The organism is Streptomyces sp. DSM 116793 (assembly GCF_057320905.1).
In genome coordinates this window covers 1,634,289-1,658,373 of sequence record NZ_CM170494.1, presented here as the reverse complement: position 1 = coordinate 1,658,373, position 24,085 = coordinate 1,634,289, and the positions used below count along the sequence as shown (strand labels likewise).

15 protein-coding genes are annotated in these 24,085 nt (G+C 72.4%); 3 read left to right on the top strand and 12 right to left on the bottom strand.

Features of this window, described 5'->3' with window-relative positions; translation table 11 throughout:
• Positions 1 to 151: 151 nt before the first annotated feature.
• Entirely contained in the window at positions 152 to 1,141 is a 990-nt protein-coding gene (locus ACSMXW_RS06955; RefSeq protein ID WP_485804592.1) for a lipoyl synthase, read from the bottom strand.
• A 486-nt stretch (positions 1,142 to 1,627) separates the two neighbouring features.
• A complete protein-coding gene (gene lipB, locus ACSMXW_RS06950) occupies positions 1,628 to 2,539 on the bottom strand; it encodes a lipoyl(octanoyl) transferase LipB (RefSeq protein WP_485804591.1) in 912 nt (303 codons plus the stop codon).
• Between the two features lie 246 nt (positions 2,540 to 2,785).
• Between lipB and ACSMXW_RS06945 the strand changes: the two genes are divergently transcribed.
• Positions 2,786 to 4,372, top strand: coding sequence for an NsdA family TPR-like regulatory protein (locus tag ACSMXW_RS06945; protein ID WP_485804590.1), 1,587 nt, complete (start codon positions 2,786 to 2,788; stop codon positions 4,370 to 4,372).
• Positions 4,373 to 4,792: 420 nt separating this feature from the next.
• Here the strand turns inward: ACSMXW_RS06945 and ACSMXW_RS06940 are convergent, their stop codons facing one another.
• A complete protein-coding gene (locus ACSMXW_RS06940) occupies positions 4,793 to 6,148 on the bottom strand; it encodes an NAD(P)/FAD-dependent oxidoreductase (RefSeq protein ID WP_485804589.1) in 1,356 nt (451 codons plus the stop codon).
• 288 nt (positions 6,149 to 6,436) lie between these two features.
• The gene (locus ACSMXW_RS06935) at positions 6,437 to 7,336 is read right to left on the bottom strand and encodes a TIGR01777 family oxidoreductase (protein ID WP_485804588.1); all 900 of its coding nucleotides are present in this window, start codon (positions 7,334 to 7,336) and stop codon (positions 6,437 to 6,439) included.
• 57 nt (positions 7,337 to 7,393) lie between these two features.
• Here ACSMXW_RS06935 and ACSMXW_RS06930 point away from each other — a divergent pair, with 57 nt between their 5' ends.
• Entirely contained in the window at positions 7,394 to 7,891 is a 498-nt protein-coding gene (locus tag ACSMXW_RS06930; protein ID WP_485804587.1) for a GNAT family N-acetyltransferase, read from the top strand.
• Positions 7,892 to 7,983: 92 nt separating this feature from the next.
• Here the strand turns inward: ACSMXW_RS06930 and ACSMXW_RS06925 are convergent, their stop codons facing one another.
• Positions 7,984 to 8,502: a DUF4240 domain-containing protein gene (locus ACSMXW_RS06925; RefSeq protein WP_485807864.1), complete on the bottom strand. Its 519-nt coding sequence runs from the start codon at positions 8,500 to 8,502 to the stop codon at positions 7,984 to 7,986.
• A gap of 251 nt (positions 8,503 to 8,753) precedes the next feature.
• On the opposite strand from ACSMXW_RS06925, the gene ACSMXW_RS06920 reads away from it, so the two are divergent.
• Complete coding sequence (locus ACSMXW_RS06920) at positions 8,754 to 9,722, top strand: SDR family NAD(P)-dependent oxidoreductase (protein ID WP_485804586.1); 969 nt, start codon at positions 8,754 to 8,756, stop codon at positions 9,720 to 9,722.
• A gap of 209 nt (positions 9,723 to 9,931) precedes the next feature.
• Here the strand turns inward: ACSMXW_RS06920 and ACSMXW_RS06915 are convergent, their stop codons facing one another.
• The 7 genes from ACSMXW_RS06915 to ACSMXW_RS06885 form a co-directional block, all read right to left on the bottom strand.
• Positions 9,932 to 11,110: a helix-turn-helix transcriptional regulator gene (locus tag ACSMXW_RS06915; RefSeq protein ID WP_485804585.1), complete on the bottom strand. Its 1,179-nt coding sequence runs from the start codon at positions 11,108 to 11,110 to the stop codon at positions 9,932 to 9,934.
• 837 nt (positions 11,111 to 11,947) lie between these two features.
• Positions 11,948 to 13,375: an AAA family ATPase gene (locus ACSMXW_RS06910; RefSeq protein ID WP_485804584.1), complete on the bottom strand. Its 1,428-nt coding sequence runs from the start codon at positions 13,373 to 13,375 to the stop codon at positions 11,948 to 11,950.
• Between the two features lie 405 nt (positions 13,376 to 13,780).
• A complete protein-coding gene (aceE, locus tag ACSMXW_RS06905) occupies positions 13,781 to 16,540 on the bottom strand; it encodes a pyruvate dehydrogenase (acetyl-transferring), homodimeric type (RefSeq protein WP_485804583.1) in 2,760 nt (919 codons plus the stop codon).
• Between the two features lie 663 nt (positions 16,541 to 17,203).
• A complete protein-coding gene (locus ACSMXW_RS06900; protein ID WP_485804582.1) occupies positions 17,204 to 17,827 on the bottom strand; it encodes a GntR family transcriptional regulator in 624 nt (207 codons plus the stop codon).
• A gap of 126 nt (positions 17,828 to 17,953) precedes the next feature.
• Positions 17,954 to 19,840, bottom strand: a complete 1,887-nt coding sequence (gene sucB / locus ACSMXW_RS06895) for a 2-oxoglutarate dehydrogenase, E2 component, dihydrolipoamide succinyltransferase (RefSeq protein WP_485804581.1) — start codon at positions 19,838 to 19,840, stop codon at positions 17,954 to 17,956.
• Between the two features lie 170 nt (positions 19,841 to 20,010).
• On the bottom strand, positions 20,011 to 21,399 hold the full coding sequence (gene lpdA / locus ACSMXW_RS06890; protein WP_485804580.1) for a dihydrolipoyl dehydrogenase: 1,389 nt from the start codon (positions 21,397 to 21,399) through the stop codon (positions 20,011 to 20,013).
• Positions 21,400 to 21,911: 512 nt separating this feature from the next.
• Positions 21,912 to 23,468, bottom strand: coding sequence for a leucyl aminopeptidase (locus ACSMXW_RS06885; protein ID WP_485804579.1), 1,557 nt, complete (start codon positions 23,466 to 23,468; stop codon positions 21,912 to 21,914).
• Between the last annotated feature and the right edge of the window lie 617 nt (positions 23,469 to 24,085).

Sequence of the window (24,085 nt, the reverse complement as noted above, 5' to 3'; positions counted from 1 at the left end):
CGCCGGTCCGGTACTGGACGGTAATTCCTTGTGCGCAGTTTCACATTGCCCGGCTCCCACTCGGCGCCGGAACAGTCACGGGACCCGCGGGGCTGCCGGGGCGCCGGGGCTGCCGGGGGCCGGGCGTGCCGGGCACCGCGGGGCTTCGGACTCAGACCGCCTGCGAGGCGACGTAGGCGCCCCGGCGCTCGATCGCCATCTGGTACAGCCGGCCCGCGCGGTACGAGGAGCGGACCAGGGGGCCCGACATCACGCCGGAGAAGCCGATGGCCTCGGCCTCCTCCTTCAGCTCCACGAACTCCTGGGGCTTGACCCAGCGCTCCACCGGGTGGTGGCGCACCGACGGCCGCAGGTACTGGGTGATGGTGATCAGCTCACAGCCCGCGTCGTGGAGCTGGTGCAGCGCCTCGCTGATCTCCGCGCGCTCCTCGCCCATGCCGAGGATGAGGTTCGACTTGGTGACCAGGCCGGCCGCGCGGGCCTCGGTGATCACCTTGAGTGAGCGCTCGTAACGGAAGCCGGGGCGGATGCGCTTGAAGATCCGTGGCACGGTCTCCACGTTGTGGGCCAGCACCTCGGGGCGGGACGAGAAGACCTCGGCCAGCTGGTCGGGCTCGGCGTTGAAGTCGGGGATCAGCAGCTCGACCTTGGTGCGGCCGGCCTCGCGTCCCTCGGTCATGCCGTGGATCTGCCGCACCGTCTCGGCGTACAGCCAGGCACCGCCGTCCTCCAGGTCGTCGCGGGCGACGCCGGTGACCGTGGCGTAGTTCAGGTCCATGGTGACCACCGACTCGCCGACGCGGCGCGGCTCGTCGCGGTCCAGGGCCTTGGGGCGGCCGGTGTCGATCTGGCAGAAGTCGCAGCGCCGGGTGCACTGGTCGCCGCCGATGAGGAAGGTGGCCTCGCGGTCCTCCCAGCACTCGTAGATGTTCGGGCAGCCCGCCTCCTGGCAGACCGTGTGCAGGCCCTCGCGCTTCACCAGGCTCTGCATCTGCCGGTACTCGGGACCCATTTTCGCCCGGGTCTTGATCCAGTCGGGCTTGCGCTCGATGGGGGTCTGGCTGTTGCGGACCTCCAGGCGCAGCAATCGCCGGCCGTCAGGCCCTGGCGCTGACTGCCCTTCGGGTGCGACTGCGGACACGTCGGCTCCCTGCTAGTTGATTCCTCGGCGGTTCGTGCGCCGGCCGGACCAGGATGCGTCTTCGATTCCTCGGTCGAACCCAGCGTACGCCCGTCATCTGCACGGTCCTTCCCCTGGCCCAACCCCACCCCTACGGGGCGCATTCCCCTACGGGGCGTCCCTGAGCGGGCCGGGGACGCCCCGGCCCGCTCAGGGACGCCCGCACGGTCGGGCAGGCCCGGTCCGGGGGCGCGGGGAACTGCTGGGGGCACTCCCACGCCCTTCAGGCTGTGGGGGACAGCCCCGACGAGACCCGCGGGCCGATACCGTCCGAAAGGGGCCGTTTCCGTCGTCTCGGGACCGACCGTGGGTGTGGGTTGCTCGGGCAGGCCCCGCGCCCTTCTGGGGCGGCCCTTACAGGGCGCCGGGACCGGTGGGGAGGCTCCGCCGCGTGGGCGCCACCCGCCCGACGAGAGACCGGGCCACCGGAGGGCCGCCACCGCGTGGCTACGCGGGCGTCGCGGCCGTGCGGGCCGCCTCCGCGGGGGTCGCGCCCCCCTGCGCCGGGGAGGCGCCGGCCCCGGGCCCACCGGCCGGGCCGGTGACTCTCGGCTTGGGGTCCGCGTTCTCCAGGACGTCCCGCAGGTGTCTCTCCACGATCGGCAGGACCTCCGCGACGGTGATGTCCCGGCCCAGCTCGTTCGCCAGGGACGTCACGCCGGCGTCCCGGATGCCGCACGGCACGATCCGGTCGAACCAGGTGTTGTCCGGGTTCACATTGAGCGCGAACCCGTGCATCGTCACGCCCTTGGCGACCCGGATGCCGATGGCGGCGATCTTGCGGTCCTCGCGGCGCTGGCCGGCGTTGGACGGGGCGTACTCCGGGCCCATCAGCCGGGCGTCGTACTCGTCGTCCGACAGCCGGGGGTCGAGGTCGAGCGCGAGGCCGCCGAGCGCCGCGGCACGCTCCGCGGGATCCCGGGCCTCGCCGAGCACCCAGACGCCGCTGCGGCCCTCGACCCGGGTGGTCTCCAGGCCGAGCTCCGCGCACACCCGGATCAGCGCCTCCTCCAGCCGGCGGACATGCGCGACCACGTCGACCGGCTGCGGCAGCTTCACGATCGGGTAGCCCACCAGCTGCCCCGGGCCATGCCAGGTGATCTTGCCGCCGCGGTCCACGTCGATCACCGGCGTGCCGTCCAGCGGGCGCTCCGCCTCGGTCGTGCGGCGGCCCGCCGTGTACACGGGCACATGTTCCAGCAGCAGACAGGTGTCGGGGATCTCGTCGGCGAACCGGGCCGCGTGCACCCGCCGCTGCTCCTCCCAGGCCTCCAGGTACTCGACGTACCCGGAGGACCGAGCGGATCCGGCGGCCGCGCCGGCCTCGTGTCCGAGCCGGACGAACCGCAGCTCACTCACGGCAGGTGCCTCCCTGGCTCACATGGGACGCCGCCGCGCCGCCCTCCGGCGCCGCGCCCCGGCGGTACGTCCCACCTCACTGTACGGCTCCCCCGCACACGTCAGTCGTCGGGCCAATCCTCACACGATCGGATGAATGCGGGGCGAAGGTGGCGATGAGGACAGCCCAGCCCGTTACATTCACGCCGTCATGGAGGCCATAAGGGCTGCTCAGACACGCCCGGAAGGCAGGAGACCGCACAGCTGATGACGGAACGACCTCCGCAGCGCACCCCCAACCGCCAGCTCGCCGCTCTGATCGCGGAGGCAGGTTTCTCCAACGCAGGCCTGGCGCGCCGAGTCGACCAGCTCGGCATCGAACACGGCCTCGATCTGAGGTACGACAAGACGTCGGTGACCCGCTGGCTCCGCGGCCAGCAGCCCAGAGGCACCACCCCCGCGCTGATCGCCGAGGTCTTCACCAGACGCCTGGGCCGCCGGCTGAGCGCCCAGGACCTCGGCCTGGACGCGACCGCGCCGGTCTACGCGGGCCTGGAGTTCGCCTCGACCCCCGAGGAGGCCATCGACATCGTCGGCGGGCTCTGGCGCAAGGACTCCGGCAGCCACGCGGAGCTGCGCAAGATCGCCTTCACCCCCGCGGGCCTGGTCGTGCCCAGCCGCGACTGGCTGATCGGCCGTCCGGACGACCGCGTCGGCCGCGGCGAGGAGCGCCCGGACCGCCCGCCGCGCGGCGAGCCGCGCCCGGGCCGCGACGGGGAGCGCCCACCCGGCCGTCCGGACGGCCGGGACGACGAGCCGGGCCGCCCCGCCGACCGGCCCCGCCCCCGGATCCCCGAGCAGCTCCGCGGCCCCGCCCGCGCCGAGGCCGCCGACCCACTCGGCCACGCACTGCCCGAGCAGCGCAGGCGGAGCGTGGAGCGCGGCCCGGGCCAGCGGGTGACCGCCGGCGACATCGCGGCACTCCGCTCGGTGGGCGAGCTGTTCCGCGCCCTCGACAACGCCTACGGCGGCGGCCACGCCCGCCAGGCGCTGGTGCGGTACCTGGAGCACGAGGGGGAGCCGATGCTCCGCGGCGTGTACGGGGAGCAGACCGGGCGCAAGCTGTTCGCCGCCGCGGCCGAGCTCACCCGCCTGGCCGGCTGGACGTCCTACGACATCGCGGCGCACGGCCTGGCACAGCGCTACTTCGTCCAGGCGCTGCGGCTCTCCCAGGCCGCCGGCGACCGCACCTACGGCGCGTACATCCTCGTCACGATGAGCCGCCAGGCCGTCTACCTGGGACACGGCCGGGAGGCGGTGCAGCTGGCCCGGGTCGCCCAGCAGGGCGTCGGCTCCTCGGCACCGCACACCGTGCAGGCGCTGCTGCACGCGGCGGAGGCGCGGGGGCACGGCGTGCTCGGCGAGGTGCGCGCGTGCACGGCCTCGCTGGCCCGCGCCGAGCGTGCCCTGGACGCGGCGCGCTCCGGTGACGAGCCGCCGCACTGGGCGCGGTTCTTCGACGAGGCGCAGCTCGCGGACGAGTTCGGGCACTGCCACCGCGACCTCCAGCAGTACCGGGCCGCTGCGCAGCACGCCGAGCGCTCGCTCCAGCTCCGCGCACCCGCCTTCGCGCGCAGCCGGCTCTTCTGCCGGGTGGTGCTCGCCACCGCCCGGCTCGGGCTGGGGGAGCTGGAGCAGGCGTGTGCGCTGGGGGCGGAGGCCGCGCAGCATGCGGCCGACATGCGCTCGGTGCGTGCGCACGAGTACGTGCGCGACTTCGAGCGCCGCCTTGAGCCGTACCGGGACGCGGCGCCGGTGCGGGGGTACCGCGAGCGGGTCGCCGCGCTTGGCTAGCGCCGGGTCGGGGGTCGCGGCCTGTACGGCGCGACCCTCTCCGCGCCCCTGTCGGGGCGTCGGCCCGTCTTGGAGGGGTGCGGGAAGCGGGCCGGCACCCCACTGCCGGCCGGTGGCCCGGGGGCGGCAGGGGTCGCCCCTTCGGGGCGGTGGCGATCCGGCCGTCTCGTCGTGGTTGTCCCCCACTGCCTGAAGGGCGTGGGAGGTGCCCCAGCCGTTCCCTGCGTCTCTTTGAGGTGGGGTTGTGTCCCGGCCGGGGGTGGGGCGTTGTGTGGGTGGGTGTGTGTGTTGGCGGGTGGTCGGGGGGCGGCAGGGGTTGCCCCTTCGGGGCGGTGGCGACCCTCGCGTCTCGTTGGGGCTTGTCGCGCAGTTCCCCGCGCCCCTTCCGGGGCGCGGCACCCGTCGGGGGCTCCCGGGGCGTCAGGCGGCCGCTGGGAGGGGGTCCGTGGGCTGGTCCTGGGGTGGGCCGAAGTCGGCGAGGAGGGCGTGGGCCGCGCGGCGGCCGGAACGCAGCGCGCCCTGCACCGTGGACGTGTCCCGGTGCTCCCCGCACACATACAGTCCCGCCAGCAGCCGCACCGGCCGCTGCATGTCGTGCGGCGGCGGCATCGCAGGCACCGCCTCCGCGTCGTGGTGCACGGCCAGCAGCTCCCAGCCGGCCGTCGACGTGCCGTAGAGCGTGGCGAGCTGCCGGCGCACCAGCCGGTCCAGGTCGGCCGGCGGAACCCCGAGCACCGTCGTCGTGACCAGCACACGGCCCGCGGGCGCCCGGGACGGATCGACCTCGCTGGCCACCGCCGTGTGGGCCACAGGACCCCCGCGGTCCGCGTCGAGGAGCAGCGCCGGCCCCGCGAACGGCGGCTCGGCGGCCGCGTGGTGCAGCACCGTCACCGGATGCGACGCCGGCACCCGCAGCCCCGGCAGCAGCTCGGCCGCCGAACGGGCGCCGGTGGCCAGCAGCACCGCCCGGCAGCCGATCTCCCCGTGCTCCTCGGTGGTCACCGACGTGGTCGACACGGCGGTGACCCGCACCCCGGTACGCACCGTGCCCGGTGGCAGTTCGGCCGCCAACCGGTCCGGCAGCGCGTCCGCACCCCCCTCGGTGAGGCAGAGCCGGCCGCGCGCGAAGGCGGCCAGCGCGAGGTCCGCACACCGGCTGGACGTCACCAGCTCCGGATCGCACAGCAGCGCGGCCAGCAGTGGCCGCAGCACCCCCTCCACCACCCGGCCGGGCAGGCCCCGGGCGGCCAGCGCCTGCCCCATCGGACGCTCCGGCCTGGCGAGCAACCGGTGGGCCGGAGTCGCGGCGAGCCGGGCCAGCGCCGCGCCGAGCCTGGCCTGCTCCAGCGGACCACCGAGGGCCCCCGGACGGTGGGCGCGCGGTACATGGACCAGGGCGCGCGCCGCGGTCCGTGCGCCCATTGTGCTCCCCCAGTGCCCAGAGCCCGGGAGATGTCCCCAGGCGCCGAGGGGCTCTCCCGTCCGGTGCAGACGGCCGTCGCTGTACACCATGGCACCCGGCGCGAACGGCCGGAGCACCAGCCCGTCCAGGCCCGGGTTCCGGCGCAGCTCCTGGGGCGCGGCGAGCAGCAGCCGGCCGGTTCTGTCCAGCCGGAAGCCGTCCACCTTCTCCGTCGACATCCGGCCCCCGGGATGGCCGCGCGCCTCCAGGACGACGGGCTGCACCCCCGCCCTGACGAGTTGGTGAGCGGCGGAGAGCCCGGCGACCGAGGCTCCGACGATGACGACGTCCGCATGGCGCTCAGGCTCAAGCACATGGCCTCCCCGAGGTTGCGCGGCTGCTGGCGGCGGTAATGCCCCAACAGGCGTACGGATTACCCGAGTTTGCGTCGAGAGTAGGCGCGAATCCGTCAAGCGGAAGTCGCGCATCAACCGGGCACGGTCGCACGGTGGTCGCATAGCGACGGAAACAGTCCGCATGGCCGTCCACGGCCCTCCCCGTGGCCCGCGGACGGGGCAAGGACCGGCCGCGTGCGCCCGTGGCTGCCCGTCCCACGGCCGGTCCCGTGGCCCGCCCGTCCCACGGCCGGTCCCGGGCGCCCCTCAGCCCAGTGCCGCCCGCACCATGTCCTCGATGTCCGGGAAGGCGAACGAGAAGCCGGACTCCAGGAGCCTGGCGGGCAGCACCCGCTGGCTGGAGAGCGTGTCGCCGGCCAGTTCGCCGAGGGCGAGGCGCAGGGCCGGCGCGGGCACGGTGAGGAGCGTGGGGCGGTGCAGCACCCGGCCCATGGCGGCGGTCACCTCACGGTTCGTACGGGGCTCGGGGCCGGTCAGGTTGACCGGCCCGGACAGCTCCCGCGTGTCGATGAGATGGCGCAGCGCGGCCACCTCGTCATGCAGCGCGATACAGCTCCAGTACTGCCGCCCGTCCCCCAGCCGCCCGCCGAGGCCCGCCCTGAACAGCGGGAGCAGCCGCGACCACGCACCGCCCTCGCGCGCCACGACCAGCCCGCTGCGGGCGAACACGGTCCGCACGCCCGCCTCCTGGGCGGCCGCCGCGGCCTCCTCCCACGCCACACACAGCGACGCCAGGAACCCGTCCCCCGGCGGGGCGCTCTCGTCCACGGCCCGCTCGCCCGTGTCGCCGTAGAAGCCGACCGCGCTGCCGTTCACGAAGACCTCCGGCGGCTCGTCGAGCGAGGCCACCGCCTCCGCGAGCGCGGCGGTGCCCAGCACCCGGCTGTCGCGCACCGCCCTCTTGTGCGCCTCGGTCCAGCGGCGGTCCCCGATACCCACGCCGGCCAGGTTGACGACGGCGGTACAGCCGTCGAGCCCCGCCGCGTCGACCTCCTGCCGCTCCGGGGCCCACCGCACCTCGTCGGGCCCCCGGGGAGCCCTGCGCACCAGCCGCACCACTTCGTGCCCGTCCGCGCCGAGCGAGCGGACCAGGGCGCTGCCGATCAGGCCGGACGCGCCGGCCACCGCGATCCGAGTTCCGTCCATGCCCCCATCCTGCCCACCCGGCCCACCTGCGCGCGGCGGCGCCGTACAGTAGCGGGCATGGCGCACCTGTCCGGCCCCTGTATACGCCTCGCCCGGGCGGCGGACGACCTGGCCCTGAGCCGCCTCGACCGCGACACCTGGTCCACGCTGCACGCCGTCAAGCCCCCCGCCGAGCCGCCCGACGGGCCGTTCTTCGACGAGAACTGCCGGCCCCGGGACCATCTCGTCGCCGAGCTGGACGGCCGGGTCGTGGGCTACATCAGGCTCGGCTTCCCCACGCCCCTGGCCTCCAACGCCCATGTGCGGCGGATCCGGGGGCTCGCGGTGGCACGGGACGCGCGCGGCAGGGGAGTGGGCCGTGCCCTGCTCGACACGGCGGTGGAGGAGGCGCGCCGCCAGGGCGCGCGGCGCATCACCCTGCGCGTCCTCGGGCACAACGCACCGGCGCGTGCGCTGTACGAGTCGGCGGGGTTCGTCGTCGAGGGCGTGCAGCCGGAGGAGTTCTATCTCGACGGCGAGTACGTCGACGACGTGCTGATGGGCCGCCGGCTCTGAGCCGTCGTGCTCTGGCTCATCGTGCCCTGAGCCGTCGTGCTCTGGCCCACCGTGCCCTGACTCGCCGTGCCGTGCCCCCCATGCTCTGACCGCTATGTTCCGAACCGCTCCCACAGCCTCGGGTACCGCCGGGCGAGCGCCAGCTCGTCCTCGAACTCGATCGGCGTGCCCTCCGGCTCCGCCGGCGCGGGTGGCAGGCCCAGGTCCGGGGCGACGGTGCCGGTGAGCTGCTCATAGGCCTCGTCGGCGGCGTACCCCAGCTCCTCGCCGTCCCCGTCGACCTCCTCGTCGAAGTCGTCGAGCAGCTCGGCGAGCGAGTCCGGGTCGTGCACGCCGCCCTCGAAGACCTCCCTGCCCTGGCCGATCAGCCAGCAGCGGAAGAAGTCGAACGCGTCGTCGCTCGCGCCGCCCAGCAGCAGCCACGCGGCGCCCCACAGGTCCCATCGGTAGGCGCGGTTGTAGCGCGCCTCGAAGTGCCGGGCGAAGTCCAGGACGGACTCGGGGTCGTACTGCACCAGCCGCTCGACGAGCAGCTCGGCGTGCTCGTCGGGGTCGCCGCCCGCGCCCTCGCGGGTGCTGTCGACGATCTCCCAGAACTCCGTCTCGTCCATCACGGGACAAGCATCGGCCCTGGAGGTGGGCGATGCACGCGGAGTACCGCGGATGCACCCTTCTTTGTCATGCCAGGACGTCAACGGTGTCACCCGCACGTGGCCCGGCGCGTGCCCCGCACCCGGCCGGTGCGCGGCGGGTGGGGCGGTGGAGGCGGGGGCGGCGGCGGTTGGGGGAGGGCCCAAGAAGCCGTGGCGGAACGCGGAAAAGGGCGACAGAGGATGTCGGCATTGGCTGCCAGGCTGCGCCCATGGAGAACACACAGCCGCTCGCCGGCCTCGCGCTGGTCGCGGGCGCCACCCGGGGCGCGGGCCGCGCCATGGCCGTGGAGCTGGGCCGCGCCGGAGCCACCGTCTACGTCACAGGACGCACCACACGGCAGCACGTCAGCGAGGTGGGCAGGGCCACCGAGACGATCGAGGAGACCGCCGAACTGGTCCGCGCCGCCGGGGGCACCTCCCACGCCCCCGATGCGGTGGGGAAGGCCGGAGCCGGCGGTTGCGGGACGGGAATCGCGGTGCCCGCCGACCATCTGGAGCCGGACCAGGTGCGTGCCGTCGTCGACCGCGTCGAGCGGGAGCAGGGCCGCCTGGACATCCTCGTCAACGACCTGTGGGGCGGTGAGCACCTCATCGACTTCGGCAGCAGGCTGTGGGAGGCGGACCTCGACAAGGGGCTGCGGATGCTGGACCTCGGTGTCCGCGCGCACATCATCACCAGCCGCCTCGCGCTGCCGCTGCTGGTACGGCGCCCTGGCGGGCTGGTCGTCGAGGTCACCGACGGCACGGCCGAGTCCAACCGCGGCTACCGCGGCGCCTTCTTCTACGACCTGGCCAGGACCGCGCCCATCCGCATGGCCCTCGCGCTCGGCGCGGAGCTGGCGGGGGTCGGCGGGACCGCCGTCTCGCTGACGCCCGGGTTCCTCCGCTCGGAGCAGCTGCTCGACCACTTCGGGGTCACCGAGGAGAGCTGGCGGGACGGCATCGCCGCGGACCCGCACTTCGCGATCTCAGAGTCCCCCGTCTTCGTCGCCCGCGCCCTGGTGGCCCTGGCCGCCGACCCCGACCGGGCGCGGTTCAACGGCACCTCGCTCTCCAGCGGCGGCCTCGCCAAGGAGTACGGCTTCACGGATGTGGACGGCTCGCGGCCGGACGCCGAGGCGTACATCGCGGAGGTGGCGCTGGGCGGGGCGGACCGCTCGGCGGAGGAGTACCGGTGAGAGGTGGGGCGCCCGGCGCCGCGGACCAGCCGTGCGCCCACCCGCGTACCGGCTCCTCCACTCCCCGGGGGGAGGGGCGGGGGCAGAGGGGAAGGCCGCGCGGCCCGGGGCGCCGTGACGTGGTGGGACAGCGCCCCGCGCCCCCGCCGGGCCCGGCGGGCGGCTCACGGGGCCCCGGGCCCGGCGGGTGACGTGTCCGGTGACCGCCGTCAGCGGTACAGCGCGGCCGTACGCTCGGCCGCCTCGGCGAGGCGCCTGCGGAGCCCGGCGGGGGACAGCACCTCCGCCTCCGGGCCGAGCGCCAGGAGCTGCGTGTACGCGACGTCCTCCGACTCCACGGGCAGGGTGACGGTCACCCGGTCCTCCGCGTCCGGGGCCGGTGCGGCCGCCAGCGCCTCCCGGGCGCCCACCGCATCGACGGCGTGCGGCAGCAGACGGACGCCCGCGGCCGTGAGCCGCACCACCACCGTCGCGCGGAGAATGGCACGCGCGAACCGCGCGGCCTGCTCCGCCCAGAACGACGGCAGGTCGAAGGCCTCGTCGCGCTCGAACCGGTCGTCCTCCGGAGCGGGGACGACGGCGGTGAACCGGTCGAGACGGTAGACGCGGAACGCCCCGGGGGAACCGGTACCCGGGGGCTGGTGGGCGGTGGAAGCCGGGGCGGTGCCCGGTGCCGGGTCAGGGCCGGTGTCCGAGGTCCGGCCGGCCGGCCGGTTCCGGACGGCGTCCGGGGCCTGGCCTGCGGGATGACGCCCGGCGCCGGGGTCCGGGGCGGTGTCCCGGGCCGGGTGACCGTCGGGGACCGCGCGGGCACACAGGTACCAGACGCCGGCCTTGAGGACCAGGCCGTACGGCTCCAGCGTGCGGCTCACCTCGCGGTCGTCCGGGCCGCCGGTGCCGTCCGCGCGGCGGCGGTAGCGTGCGGTGATACGGCGGTCGGCCCAGACGGCGTCCGCCACGGCGGGCAGCAGCGCGGGCGTGGCCGGCTCGCGGAACCAGCCCGGGGCGTCCAGATGGAAGCGCTGCGCCGCGGTGCGGGAGGCGTCGCGCAGTGAGGGGAGCAGCGCGGCGGAGACCTTCAGGCGGGCTGCCGACGCCGCGTCCTCCAGGCCCATCTCGCGCAGTGCGCCCGGCACTCCGGACAGGAACAGCGCCTCCGCCTCGCCGCGGGCCAGCCCCGTCAGCCGGGTGCGGTAGCCGCCCACCAGACGGTACCCGCCGGCGCGCCCGCGGTCCGCGTAGACCGGGATGCCCGCCTCGGAGAGCGCCTGGGCGTCGCGGGTGACGGTGCGCTCGGAGACGCCCAGCTCCCCGGCGAGCTCGGCGGCGGTCATGCTGGGCCGGGACTGCAGGAGCAGCACCATTCTGATGAGACGGGCAGCGCGCATGGGGTCATCGTGGCGCCGCTGCTCCCGCCGGGCGGGGAGATACGTATGATGAAAGTCGGCTCGGGTGACGTCCACGGAGTGCAAGGACTGCGGATACCGGGTTCACACTGCGCTTCAGGCTCGGGCGCTGCGGGTCTTCGCCGCCGTGCGGGGCACCATGGGGCTGCCGTGACCCTGCGGCCGTGCACCGCAGCGCGGCCGTGGAATCTTGACGCTAAAACTTCGACAGCGCTGTTCGGAGGTTTTCCATAAAGATACGCCATGATGGAAGAAGGGATACGGGCCCGCTCGGATCAAGACTTTGAAGGAGCTTTTGGCGATGGCGTGGAAAGCGACTGCGGAAGGTGGCGAGACGGCGACCTGAAAGGCCGCTGGCAACGGCCAGTGAATCCTGCAGTAGTTTTTTTGGATCGTTGATTCTCTCGATAGAGGACTTTTTGGGTAGGTCAAGTCGCATACGCCCATTAGGGTTCTCGGCGACTCGTCGGATAGCCGTCTCGTCAACCAACAACCAGGCTTCGATAGCGCGTACTGGAACTACTGCAATATACGGGTGGCTAGGCCACACAGTCGTCATGGCTTGCGTGATCTCTACGTGTCGTTCCTTAGCACCTACGCGATCCGCGTCACGATGCACAACAACTAGATCGTACGTGTCCCCGAGGCTCTGCACTGCCCGCAACTTATCTGTGACGGCATGACAATCAACTAGCCCCAGACGTCCAAAATCCGGCGCCGTGACAGCTGCTCGGATACCTGCTTCAGCTGCCGCTCTTTCAATATGAGGAACGAGTCCATTATCACTCGATCCCTCCCCCGTAAAAAGGACACGTAGAGTCATGCTACCCCCAAGTCGAGGGTGATCTGGGCGCCTGGCGGCGTGGTCAGGTAAGGCAGGATGTCTGCCTTCGTGACATAATCTCGCCGCCCTCCGGCCGCCCTCCAAGTACCAGCGAGCGGACGGAGACGCAGGCTGCGTGACGTGACATTCTCCACTGCGTTGTACATGGCCGTGTCGGCGAAGAGTAGATCGGCAGGTGACACCAGCTGCACTACTCCGGGGGAATGCGTGTTGATGAGGACCTGCCGAAATGGATTATCCGGCCCCGGGGGCTGTTTAGGGTCGACGGCGAGATCCTGTACAAGCTCAACCATGGGATTTAGATTGGCTGGATGGATGCCGTTCTCAGGCTCCTCCATGCAGATCATGCCTCGTACGCTTGGGTCTTCGAGTAGCACACACAGGGCAAGGAAGCGAAGGGTTCCTTCAGACAGACTGCGGGCTGGTAGCAGGGATCCGTCCGCTTCGCGAACTTGAACAGTGAGAAGCTGACGCACCTCATCTTGGTCGATGCCAAGATCTCGAACTTGTACGCCCGTCAGGTCAGATAGACGGCCGGCCACACGTGCGTAGACCCGTTCCGGGTCCGGTTCACCGTCGTATGAAGTGTGAGCGACACGGTAGAGCGCAGCTGGCAAGTGGGAGCCGTCGACATCCATGGACTGTGGATCCATATAGCGGTCAGCGCTGCGTAGTGCAGAGGGCTCAAGGGCGAGCCGCCGCCAGGACTCCATTTCTCGCCGCGCAGCGAGAATCGTGGGGTCATCGCTGGATGTGATCGTTGAAACGATTGTCGCCGGCGCGCGAGAAGCCGCAGCGGGTTTTGGCTGGCCGCGGCTACCGCCATCCTGGTGGATCTTGACGATAGGCTCGCCCGACGCGGCGTCAGTATCCGTGGAGATATATGGAGCCCCGCTGCGGTGGCCGATAATCACCCTATTTCGAAAATGTGCAGCGCTGTGTGGAAATAGTAGATGATCTTTCGCGTCGCTTTTTTTAATGAGTCGGAGATCCTCGCGAAGGAGTGTCAGGCGGCCAAATCGATCTAGGCCAGAAGGTTCCTGGTAGCCAATCTCCAGTTCATACCTTAGAAAGGATGTGGTGGGTTCTGCTACCCGGCCAAAATCGTCCTGTACCTCCGTTGGGACAATCATCTCGGCGGCGAAGCGCATTCGGTGATGCCCGGGATTGTAACCTTTCCAGAAGAGATCGCGTGGATCGCCGTGGCGCTCGCCATGAACGCCGCGGACCTCCTGGGCTGCTTCCATCATGGAGCGATCGGCAAGAAAGGATAGGAACTGAATGGCATCGAAGACATTAGACTTCCCGGTCCCATTCTCGCCGGCGATGCAAGTGAAAGGTCCGAAATCGATAGACAGGTCCAAGAGATTTTTGAACCCATGGACCTCCAACCTAGTGAGCATCCAATCTCCGTTTCGGCCGACTGCTCTGCGGTCGGCGATGCCTATGCGTTGATGAACATCCTGTCCTGCACTATTACGTCATGATCTGTCCAGGTGAAACCACAACGAGGGAAACAGCTGGACAGACTCGAGGCAAAGCTCCAGGAAGATCAAAGAGTACCAAGTATGGCACTCAGTCAGGGTTGGTAGGCAGTAGTTGGCCTGCAAGGAGATGTGTGCGCTCAGGCGGTCAGCTTAGCGTGTAAAGCTTTAGCCAAAGCCCGACGCCTTGTGAGACGAGCCATTACCCAGGGGCATACCTCATGGGACAGCCGTGAGTGTGTGGAGCCATCGGGTGTAACCAGTCGCCCACCTGACCGGGGACAGCAGGTGGGCGTGGTAGGCGATGCGCGATACCCGGAGCAATCAGGCCAGGTACCGCCCGCGGGCCTCCTTGACCGCCGTGGCCGGGACCTCGCCGCGGCGGGCGAGCTGGGCCAGGGCCGCCACGACCACCGACTCCGCGTCCACACCGAAGTGGCGGCGGGCCGCGTCCCGGGTGTCGGAGAGGCCGAAGCCGTCCGCGCCCAGGGAGGTGTAGTCCTGCTCGACCCACTGCGCGATCTGGTCGGGCACCTGCCGCATGTAGTCGCTGACGGCCAGCACCGGACCCTCCGCCCCGGCCAGCGCCTGCCGCACGTACGGCACCTTCTCCTCGCCGCGCAGCACCGCCTCGTCCGCGGCCATCGCGTCACGGCGCAGCTCGCCCCACGAGGTGGCCGACCACACGTCCGCGGCCACGCCCCACTCCTCGGCCAGCAGCTTCTGCGCGGCGAGCACCCAGTGGATCGCGGTGCCGGACCCCAGCAGCTGGATGCGCGGGGCGCCCGCCGGGACGCTCAGGCCCGCCGACTCCGCGGTGTTGAAGCGGTACAGACCCTTGATGATGCCCTCGTCCACGCCAGCCGGCTTCGCGGGCTGCGGCATCGGCTCGTTGTAGACGGTGAGGTAGTAGAAGACGTTGCGGTCGTCCTCGGTCTCGGCGGTGATGCTGTCGGACAGCTCGCCGTACATCCGGCGCAGGCCCTCCTTGACGATGGCCGCGATCTCGTACGCGAACGCCGGGTCGTAGGTGAGCGCCGCCGGGTTCGTCGCGGCGATCAGCGGCGACTGGCCGTCCGCGTGCTGGAGGCCCTCGCCGGTGAGCGTGGTGCGGCCCGCGGTGGCGCCGACGAGGAAGCCCCGGCCGAGCTGGTCACCGAGCTGCCACATCTGGTCGCCGGTGCGCTGCCAGCCGAACATCGAGTAGAAGATGTAGAACGGGATCATCGCCTCGGCGTGCGTGGCGTACGAGGTCGCCGCGGCGATGAAGTCCGCCATCGAACCGGCCTCGGTGATGCCCTCGTTGAGGATCTGGCCGGTCTCCGACTCGCGGTAGTACATCAGCTGGTCGCGGTCGACCGGCTCGTACGTCTGGCCCTTGGGGGAGTAGATGCCGAGGGACGGGAAGAGGGACTCCATGCCGAAGGTGCGGGCCTCGTCCGGCACGATCGGTACCCAGCGCCTGCCGGTCTCCTTGTCCCGGATCAGGTCCTTCACCAGGCGGACGAAGGCCATCGTGGTGGCCACCGACTGGGTGCCGGAGCCCTTGTCGAAGGCGGTGAACGCCTTCTCGGCCGGCGCGGGCAGCGGCGCGACCGGGTGGACCCGGCGGGCCGGGGCGGGGCCGCCGAGGGCGGCGCGGCGCTCCTGAAGGTAGCGCACCTCGGGGGAGTCGGCGCCCGGGTGGCCGTAGGGCACCTGGCCGTCCGCGCCCTCGCCGAAGGCGCTGTCGGCGATCGGCAGGTCGAGCAGGTCCCGCATCGCCTTGAACTCGTCGACCGTCAGCTTCTTCATCTGGTGGTTGGCGTTCTTGGACGCGAAGCCCTGGCCCAGCGTGAAGCCCTTGATGGTCTGCGCGAGTATGACGGTCGGCGCGCCCTTGTGCGCCAGGGCCGCCTTGTACGCCGCGTACACCTTGCGGGGCTCGTGGCCGCCGCGGGAGAGGTGGAAGCACTCCAGGATCTTGTCGTCGCTGAGCAGCTTCGCCATCTCGACGAGCGCGGGGTCGGCGCCGAAGAAGTCCCGGCGGATGTAGGCGGCGTCCCGGGTCTGGTACGTCTGAAGCTGGGCGTCCGGCACCTCGCGCAGCCGGCGTACCAGCGCTCCGGTGGTGTCCAGCTGGAGGAGCTCGTCCCAGGCGGTGCCCCACAGAGACTTGATGACGTTCCAGCCGGCGCCGCGGAACTGCGCCTCCAGCTCCTGCACGATCTTGAAGTTGGCGCGGACCGGGCCGTCCAGGCGCTGCAGGTTGCAGTTGATGACGAAGGTCAGGTTGTCCAGGCCCTCACGGGCGGCCAGCGCGAGCGCGGCCGTCGACTCCGGCTCGTCCATCTCGCCGTCGCCCAGGAACGCCCACACGTGCGACCGCGAGACGTCCTTGATGCCGCGAGCGGTGAGGTAGCGGTTGAAGCGGGCCTGGTAGATCGCGGAGAGCGGGCCGAGGCCCATGGAGACGGTGGGGAACTCCCACAGCCACGGCAGCCGGCGCGGGTGCGGGTACGAGGGGACGCCCTTGCCGCCGGCCTCCCGGCGGAAGTTGTCCAGGTGCTCCTCGGTCAGCCGGCCGTCGAGGAAGGCGCGGGCGTAGATGCCGGGGGAGGCGTGGCCCTGTACGTAGAGCTGGTCGCCGCTGCCGTCGCCCTCCTTGCCCCTGAAGAAGTGGTTGAAGCCGGTCTCGTAGAGCCAGGCGGCGGAGGCGAAGGTGGCGATGTGGCCGCCGACGCCGTACTTGGCACCGCGGGTGACCATCGCCGCGGCGTTCCAGCGGTTCCAGGCGGTGATCCTGGCCTCCATCGCCTCGTCGCCGTCCACGGTGGGCTCGGCGGCGGTGGGGATGGTGTTGACGTAGTCGGTCTCCAGGAGCCGGGGCAGCGGGAGAGCGGCGCTCTCGGCGCGCTGCAGCGTCCGGCGCATCAGGTACGCGGCGCGGTGCGGGCCGGCCGCCTCGGTGACGGCGTCCAGGGATGCCTGCCACTCTGCCGTCTCCTCCGGGTCCCGGTCCGGGAGCTGGTCCAGCTCGCTCGGCTGGGCGGGGATCACCCCGGCCGAGGGGAGCCGGGACGGGGAGAGGGTGGGGTCGGTCATGTCGCCGCCTTCCGGAGTCGAAGGGGGTCCTCGTCGCTGAGGTTGGGGTTGCCCTTGATCTTTGGCAGGACAGGGCGTCAGGCTTTGGTTGAAAGCCAGAGATGACTGTAAGCCCCTGATCGATGATCGATCAAAGGATCCTGGGCAAAACTTGCTGGAAGCGGCAAAGTAGGCACAGCGTGCCTTGGCTATGTGCACCCGGTGCCTTCGTTTCCAAGGCCGCGCGTGGTGAACGTGAGTCCTACGAGGCGCGTACGGCCGGCTACCCGCTGTGCCCCCGGACCCCGGGGCCGCTGTCTGCGCCGGGCGCGCCTGGTCCACCTGAGGGGCGCGGGGGACTGCGCGGCCGGCGACGACGAGATCGTCGAGGTGGTCACCGTGCCGGAGGGGCTGTTGCTGTCGTGGTCGGGCCACCGGCGGGTGGTGGGGTGCGCACGCAGTTCCCCGCGCCCCTTGGTGGGTGCTGCTCGGCATCGGTGCGCCCGGCCTGCCTCAGGGGCGCGGGGAACTGCGCGGCCGGCCACGACGAGACCGTCGGGTCGTCACTGTCCCGGAGGGGCTGTTGCTGTCGTGGTCGGGCCACCGGCGGGTGGTGGGGTGCGCACGCCCGCGCGGAGGAGTCGCATGGGCGCCGGAGGCGCCAGGGGTCGGCTGGGCGCGCCGTCAGGCGCGTGGCGCGCAGCCCAGGACGTGGACCTTGACCAGCTCGCCTATGCGCGGGTCGCGTCGGCGAAACGCGTCGACCAGGGCCTCGTGCTCCTCCGCGTACGACTGCTGCACCGTCCCGAGCCACCGGATCGACAGGGCCGTGAAGACCTCGATGCCCAGCCCCTCCCACGTGTGCAGCAGCACGCTGTTGCCCGCGGCACGCACCAGCTCACGGTGGAACGCCACGGTGTGCCGCACCTGTGCGGTGCCGTCGGACCTCCGGTCGGCGTCGTAGAGCGCGATCACATGCGGCTCCAGCGCCGAGCAGTCCGCCGCAAGACGCTCGGCGGCCAGCTCGGCCGCGATCTGCTCCAGACCCGCCCGGACCGGGTAGCTCTCCTCCAGGTCCGCCGCCGTCAGGTTCCGCACCCTTACCCCCTTGTTGGGCGCCGACTCGATCAACCGGAGGGACTCCAGCTCCCGCAGCGCCTCCCGCACAGGAGTCTGGCTGACTTCCAGCTCGGTCGCGATCCGCCGCTCCACGATCCGCTCACCGGGCTGCCAGCGGCCGCTCACAATCCCTTCCACGATGTGCTCGCGGATCTGCTCGCGCAGTGAGTGGACGACCGGCGTGGTCATGAGAGCTCCTTCGGCGGCGACCCAGGGGGTTACCTGAAGACCATACGGCCGCGCCCCCGTCCGGAGTGCTCCGGACGGGGGCGCCTGTCTCAGGTGAGACGAGCCTTACACGGTGGTGTCAGCCGGTCACAGACCGAGCTCGACCTCGAACTCCCCGGCCTCCAGGATCGCCTTGACCGTGGTCAGGTAGCGGGCCGCGTCGGCGCCGTCCACCAGCCGGTGGTCGTAGGAGAGGACCAGGTAGGTCATGTCGCGCACGCCGATCACCGTGCCCTCCGCGGTCTCGATGACGGCCGGCCGCTTGACCGTCGCCCCGATGCCGAGGATGGCGACCTGGTTCGGCGGCACGATGATCGTGTCGAAGAGCGCGCCGCGCGAACCGGTGTTGGAGATGGTGAACGTCGCGCCCGCCAGCTCGTCCGGGGTGATCTTGCTGGAGCGCACGGCCCCGGCCAGCTCCGCGGTCTTCTTGGCGATGCCCGCGAGGTTCAGGTCACCGGCGTTCTTGATGACCGGCGTCATCAGCCCACGCTCGGAGTCCACGGCGATGCCGATGTTCTCCGTGTCGAAGTAGGTGATGGTGCCCTCGTCCTCGTTGATCCGGGCGTTGATGACCGGGTGGGCCTTCAGCGCCTGGGCCGCCGCCTTCACGTAGAACGGCATCGGGGAGAGCTTCACGCCCTCGCGGGCGGCGAAGGACTCCTTGGCCCGCTCGCGCAGCCGCATCAGCTTGGTGACGTCCACCTCGACGACCGAGGACAGCTGGGCCTGGCCGTGCAGGGCCTTCATCATGTTGTCGCCGATGACCTTGCGCATCCGGGTCATCTTGACCGTCTGACCGCGCAGCGGGGACGGCTCCAGGGACGGGACCTTGGAAGGAGCCGCGGCCGGGGCGGCGGCCGGAGCGGCCGGCGCCGGGGCCTGGGCGGCCGCCTTCTTGGCCTCCGCCGCTGCGAGGACGTCCTGCTTGCGGATCCGGCCGCCGACACCGGTGCCGGTCACGGTCGACAGGTCGACGCCGTTCTCCGTGGCGAGCTTGCGCACCAGCGGGGTGACGTACGCACCCTCGTCGCCGGAGACCGCGGCCGGGCTGGGCGCGGCCGTGGCGGGCGCCGGGGCCGCCTGCGGGGCGGGCGCCTGCGGCGCGGGCTGGCCCGCGGGCGCGGCCGGCTGCGGCTGCGGGGCCGGCGCCGGGGCCGGGGCCGGGGCCGGGGGAGCCTGCGGGGCGGGCGCCTGCGGCGCGGGCTGCGGGGCGGGGGCGGGCTGCGCCGGGGCGGCCGGGGCCTCGGCCTCCGGGGCCGGTGCCGGCTCGGCGGCGGGCGCGGGCGCCTGCGGGGCGGGTGCCGCGGCCGGCGCGGCGCCCGGGGCGCCGATCACCGCGAGCCTGGCGCCCACCTCGGCGGTCTCGTCCTCACCGACGACGATCTCCAGCAGCACACCGGAGGTGGGCGACGGGATCTCGGTGTCCACCTTGTCGGTGGAGACCTCCAGCAGCGGCTCGTCGGCCTCGACGGACTCGCCGACCTCCTTGAGCCAGCGGGTGACGGTGCCCTCGGTGACGCTCTCGCCCAGCGCGGGCAGCACCACGTCGGTGCCCTCGGCCGTGCCACCGCCGGCGGCGGTCTGGGCGGTCGGCGCGGGGGCGGGCTGCTCGGCCTCCGTCGACGGGGTCGCGGCGGCGGGCTGCGGGGCGGGCGCGGGCGTGGGCTCAGGCGCGGGAGCCGGGGCGGGCTGCTCCTGGGCGGCGGGCGCGGCAGGCTGCGCGGGCGCGCCGGAGCCGTCGTCGATGACCGCCAGCTCCGCGCCGACCTCGACGGTCTCGTCCTCGGCGACCTTGATGGCGGACAGCACACCGGCGGCCGGCGAGGGGATCTCGGTGTCCACCTTGTCGGTGGAGACCTCGAGCAGCGGCTCGTCGGCCTCGACGCGTTCGCCCTCGGCCTTCAGCCAGCGGGTGACAGTGCCCTCGGTGACGCTCTCCCCGAGCGCCGGAAGGGTTACGGAAACCGCCATGGTTTCAGTTGCTCCTTACGAAAAGTGCGGAAGTCTGAGGGCGTCGCGCCCAGTGGGGGTACCTCCCACGCCCCTGGGGCAGTGGGGGACGGTGGTCCGGCTGGCACAGCAAGGCCCGCCCGGCCGGCAGGGGCCGGGCGGGCGAGGCCGGTCGACAGTCGTCGGCCTGGTCAGTCATGGGAGTGCAGCGGCTTGCCCGCCAGCGCCAGATGGGCCTCGCCGAGCGCCTCGCTCTGCGTCGGGTGCGCATGGACGAGCTGGGCGACCTCGGAAGGCAGCGCCTCCCAGTTGTAGATGAGCTGGGCCTCGCCGACCTGCTCGCCGATCCGGTCGCCCACCATGTGGAGGCCGACCACGGCGCCGTCCCTGACCTGCACCAGCTTGATCTCGCCCGAGGTCCGCAGGATCTTGCTGCGGCCGTTACCGGCGAGGTTGTACTTGAGCGCGACGACCTTGTCCGCGCCGTAGATCTCCTTGGCCCGCTCCTCGGTGATGCCCACCGAGGCGACCTCCGGCTGGCAGTACGTGACCCGCGGCACACCGTCGTAGTCGATCGGGACCGTCTTCAGGCCCGCGAGCCGCTCCGCGACCAGGATGCCCTCGGCGAAGCCGACGTGGGCGAGCTGCAGGGTGGGGACCAGGTCGCCCACCGCGGAGATGGTCGGGACGTTCGTCTGCATGTACTCGTCGACGAGGACGAAGCCGCGGTCCATGGCGACGCCCGCTTCCTCGTACCCGAGGCCCTGGGAGACCGGGCCGCGACCGATGGCGACCAGCAGCACCTCGGCCTCGAAGGTCTTGCCGTCCGCCAGCGTGACCCGCACGCCGTCCTGCGTGTACTCCGCCTTCTCGAAGAAGGTGCCGAGGTTGAACTTGATCCCGCGCTTGCGGAAGGCGCGCTCCAGGAGCTTGGAGCTGTTCTCGTCCTCGACCGGGACGAGGTGCTTCAGGCCCTCGACGATGGTGACGTCGGTGCCGAACGACTTCCACGCGGAGGCGAACTCGACGCCGATGACGCCGCCGCCCAGGATGATCGCGGACTTCGGCACGCGGTCCAGGACGAGTGCGTGGTCCGAGGAGATGATGCGGTCGCCGTCGATCTCCAGGCCCGGCAGCGTCTTGGGGACGGAGCCGGTCGCGAGCACGATGTGGCGGCCCTGGACGCGCCGGCCCCCGACGTCGACCGAGGTCGGCGAGGAGAGCCGGCCCTCGCCCTCGATGTAGGTGACCTTGCGGGAGGCGATCAGGCCCTGGAGGCCCTTGTAGAGGCCGGAGACCACGTCGTCCTTGTACTTGTGGACGGCGGCCATGTCGATGCCCTCGAAGGTGGCCCTGACCCCGAACTGCTCGGACTCCCGGGCCTGGTCCGCGATCTCACCGGCGTGCAGCAGGGCCTTGGTGGGGATGCAGCCGCGGTGCAGGCAGGTGCCGCCGACCTTGCCCTTCTCGATCAGGGCGACGTCCAGACCAAGCTGCGCCCCGCGCAGCGCCGCGGCGTACCCGCCGCTGCCACCGCCGAGGATCACTAGGTCGAAAACGGTGCTGGCGTCGTTCGCCACGTCACGTCCTCCATGCATGTGCGCCGTGCGACGGGGTCCCGGACTGTGCGGGACGTCCGCCCGGTCGGCTGGTGTTCGGCCGCTCGTTCTCCGGCCCTGTGGTGGGGGCCCTGTCCTGCCGGAAACCCATCTTTGCACCTCTTGACGGACAGCGGGACGCGGGGCCGGTGAGATGCGTCGTGATCAGGGATTACGACGGGGCGGGGATGCGGGGGCCGCACCGTGTTCCGCTCCGTCACCGCATGCCCGCGCACCGTGGCGACGCCTCTGCCGGCGCCGGGCGGCGGCGCCGGGCGCCCGGCCCGCCTCACGGGCGCGGGCACCTGCCGGGGTACCTCCCACGCCGGTCAAGGCAGTGGGGGAGGGCCGCGGCGAGACCGTCCGGTCCGGGGGCACCTCCCACGCCTTCCAGTCGGTGGGGGGCCGCCCGAAGGGCCGGTCCCCGCCGTGTCCGGACCACCCGGTGGGGGTGGTCGCCCGCGCAGTTCCCCGCGCCCCGGCCGGGGCGCCCCTTACAGCACCTTGCCCTCGGCGGCGCGCTCCGCCAGGCGGACCAGGGTGCGCACCGCGGTGCCGGTGCCGCCCTTCGGGGTGTAGCCGAAGGGGCCCTGCTCGTTGAAGGCGGGGCCGGCGATGTCCAGGTGCGCCCAGGTGATGTCCTCGCCGACGAACTCCCGCAGGAAGAGCCCCGCGACCAGGCCGCCGCCCTGCCGCTCGCCCATGTTGGCGATGTCGGCGGTCGGCGAGTCCATGCCCTTGAGCAGGTGGTCCGGCAGCGGCATCGGCCAGGACGGCTCGCCGGCCTCCTCGGCGATCTCGTGGACGGCGGTCCGGAACGCGTCGTCGTTGGCCATGATCCCGAAGGTCCGGTTGCCCAGCGCCAGCACCATCGCGCCGGTGAGCGTGGCCACGTCCACGATCGCGTCCGGCTTCTCCTCGGACGCCTTGGCGATCGCGTCGGCCAGCACCAGGCGGCCCTCCGCGTCGGTGTTGAGCACCTCCACCGTGGTGCCCGCGTACATCCGCAGCACGTCACCCGGGCGCAGGGCCGAGCCGGACGGCATGTTCTCGGCGAGCGCAAGCCAGCCGCTGACGTTCACGGGCAGGCCGAGCCGGGCCGCCGCGACGACGGCGGCGAACACGGCCGCGGCACCGCCCATGTCGCACTTCATCGTCTCGTTGTGCCCCGGCGGCTTCAGGGAGATGCCGCCCGAGTCGTACGTGATGCCCTTGCCGATGAACGCCAGCGACTTCTCGGCCTTCGGGTGCGTGTAGGAGAGCTTCACCAGGCGGGGCGGCGACGCGGAGCCCGCGCCCACGCCGAGGATGCCGCCGTAGCCGCCCTTGGCGAGCGCCTTCTCGTCGAGCACCTGCACCTTGATGCCGTGCTCCTTGGCGGCGGCGGAGGCCAGGGTGGCGAACGCCTCGGGGTTGAGGTCGTTCGGCGGGGTGTTGACGAGGTCGCGGGCGCGGTTCAGCTCCTCGCACACGGCGGTGGCGCGCTCGACGGCGGCCTTGTGCTCCTTGTCACGCGGCTTGCCGCCGAGCAGCGTGGCCTCGGCCAGCGGCGGCTTGCCATTCTTGCCGCTCTTGCTGTTCCTGCCGCTGCGGCCACCCGAGCTCGCGCGGCCCGCCGCCTTGTACGCGTCGAAGCTGTAGGCGCCCAGCAGCGTGCCCTCGGCGACCGCGCCGACCGCCGCCGCGTCGGCGAGCGGCAGTGCGACGCCGGCCTTCTTGGCGCCGGCCAGCGCGCGTGCCGCGCAGCCCGCCGCGTGCCGCAGCGCCTCGGCCGTGTAGTCCCCGCCGCGCTCCGGCACCGGGCCGAGGCCGACCGCGAGCACCACCGGCGTGCGAAAGCCCTCCGGTGCGGGCAGCTTGGTCACCTCCCCCTCCGCTCCTGACGCGCCCAGGGTCTCCAGGACGGCGCCCAGCTTGCCGTCGAAGGCCTGGTCCACGGCTTCGGCTCCGGGCGCGACGACCGGGCCCTTGGCGCCCTTCGCGACACCGACCACGATCGCGTCGGCGCGCAGGCCGGCCGCGGCGGCGGTACTGAGAGTGAGAGCAGTCACGGTGGTGAAATCTCGCTTCCGTTGAGTTCCTTGGCCGAGGGGTGGGGGCGACCGGCCGGACGGTGGCCGAACCCGTCCGGTGGCGGGCCCGGCTCCCCTGGAGCCTACGCTCCGTGACGCCAACCCCCGACCACCGGTTCCCCGGCCACCGACGCCCGGTGCACGCCAGGTTGCCACGCCCCGGCCGCACCCGGCCCGCCCGGCCCTCCGCCCGGCGCCGGGCGGTGTGCCCACGGCCGTGGCCGAAGACCGACCCCGTCACCGTACGAACGCCCTGGCGAGCAGCGCGCGATCCTCCCTCGCGCCCGGCGTGGGCACATACGGTCGACCGACGACCTGACGGAGTGGCGGCCGGGGCGGCAGCGGCCGCGGGCGCGCCGCGGGCGCCTGTGGGCGGCGGGCTTGTGCGGTGGGCTTGTGCGGCGGGCTCGTGGCGGGTGGGGCGGTCGCGTCAGGGGCCGGCGGGAGGTGGCGGGACGTGGTGCGGGAGGTGGCGGAACGCGGCGGGGCGCACCGGGTCCGGTGGGGCGCGGCAGGCCACTGGCCCCCGCCGTCGTGCCACTCGGCCGGCCCCGGCAGGGAGCGCCGGCCGCCGGCCCGGCCGGCCATGCGCGGCG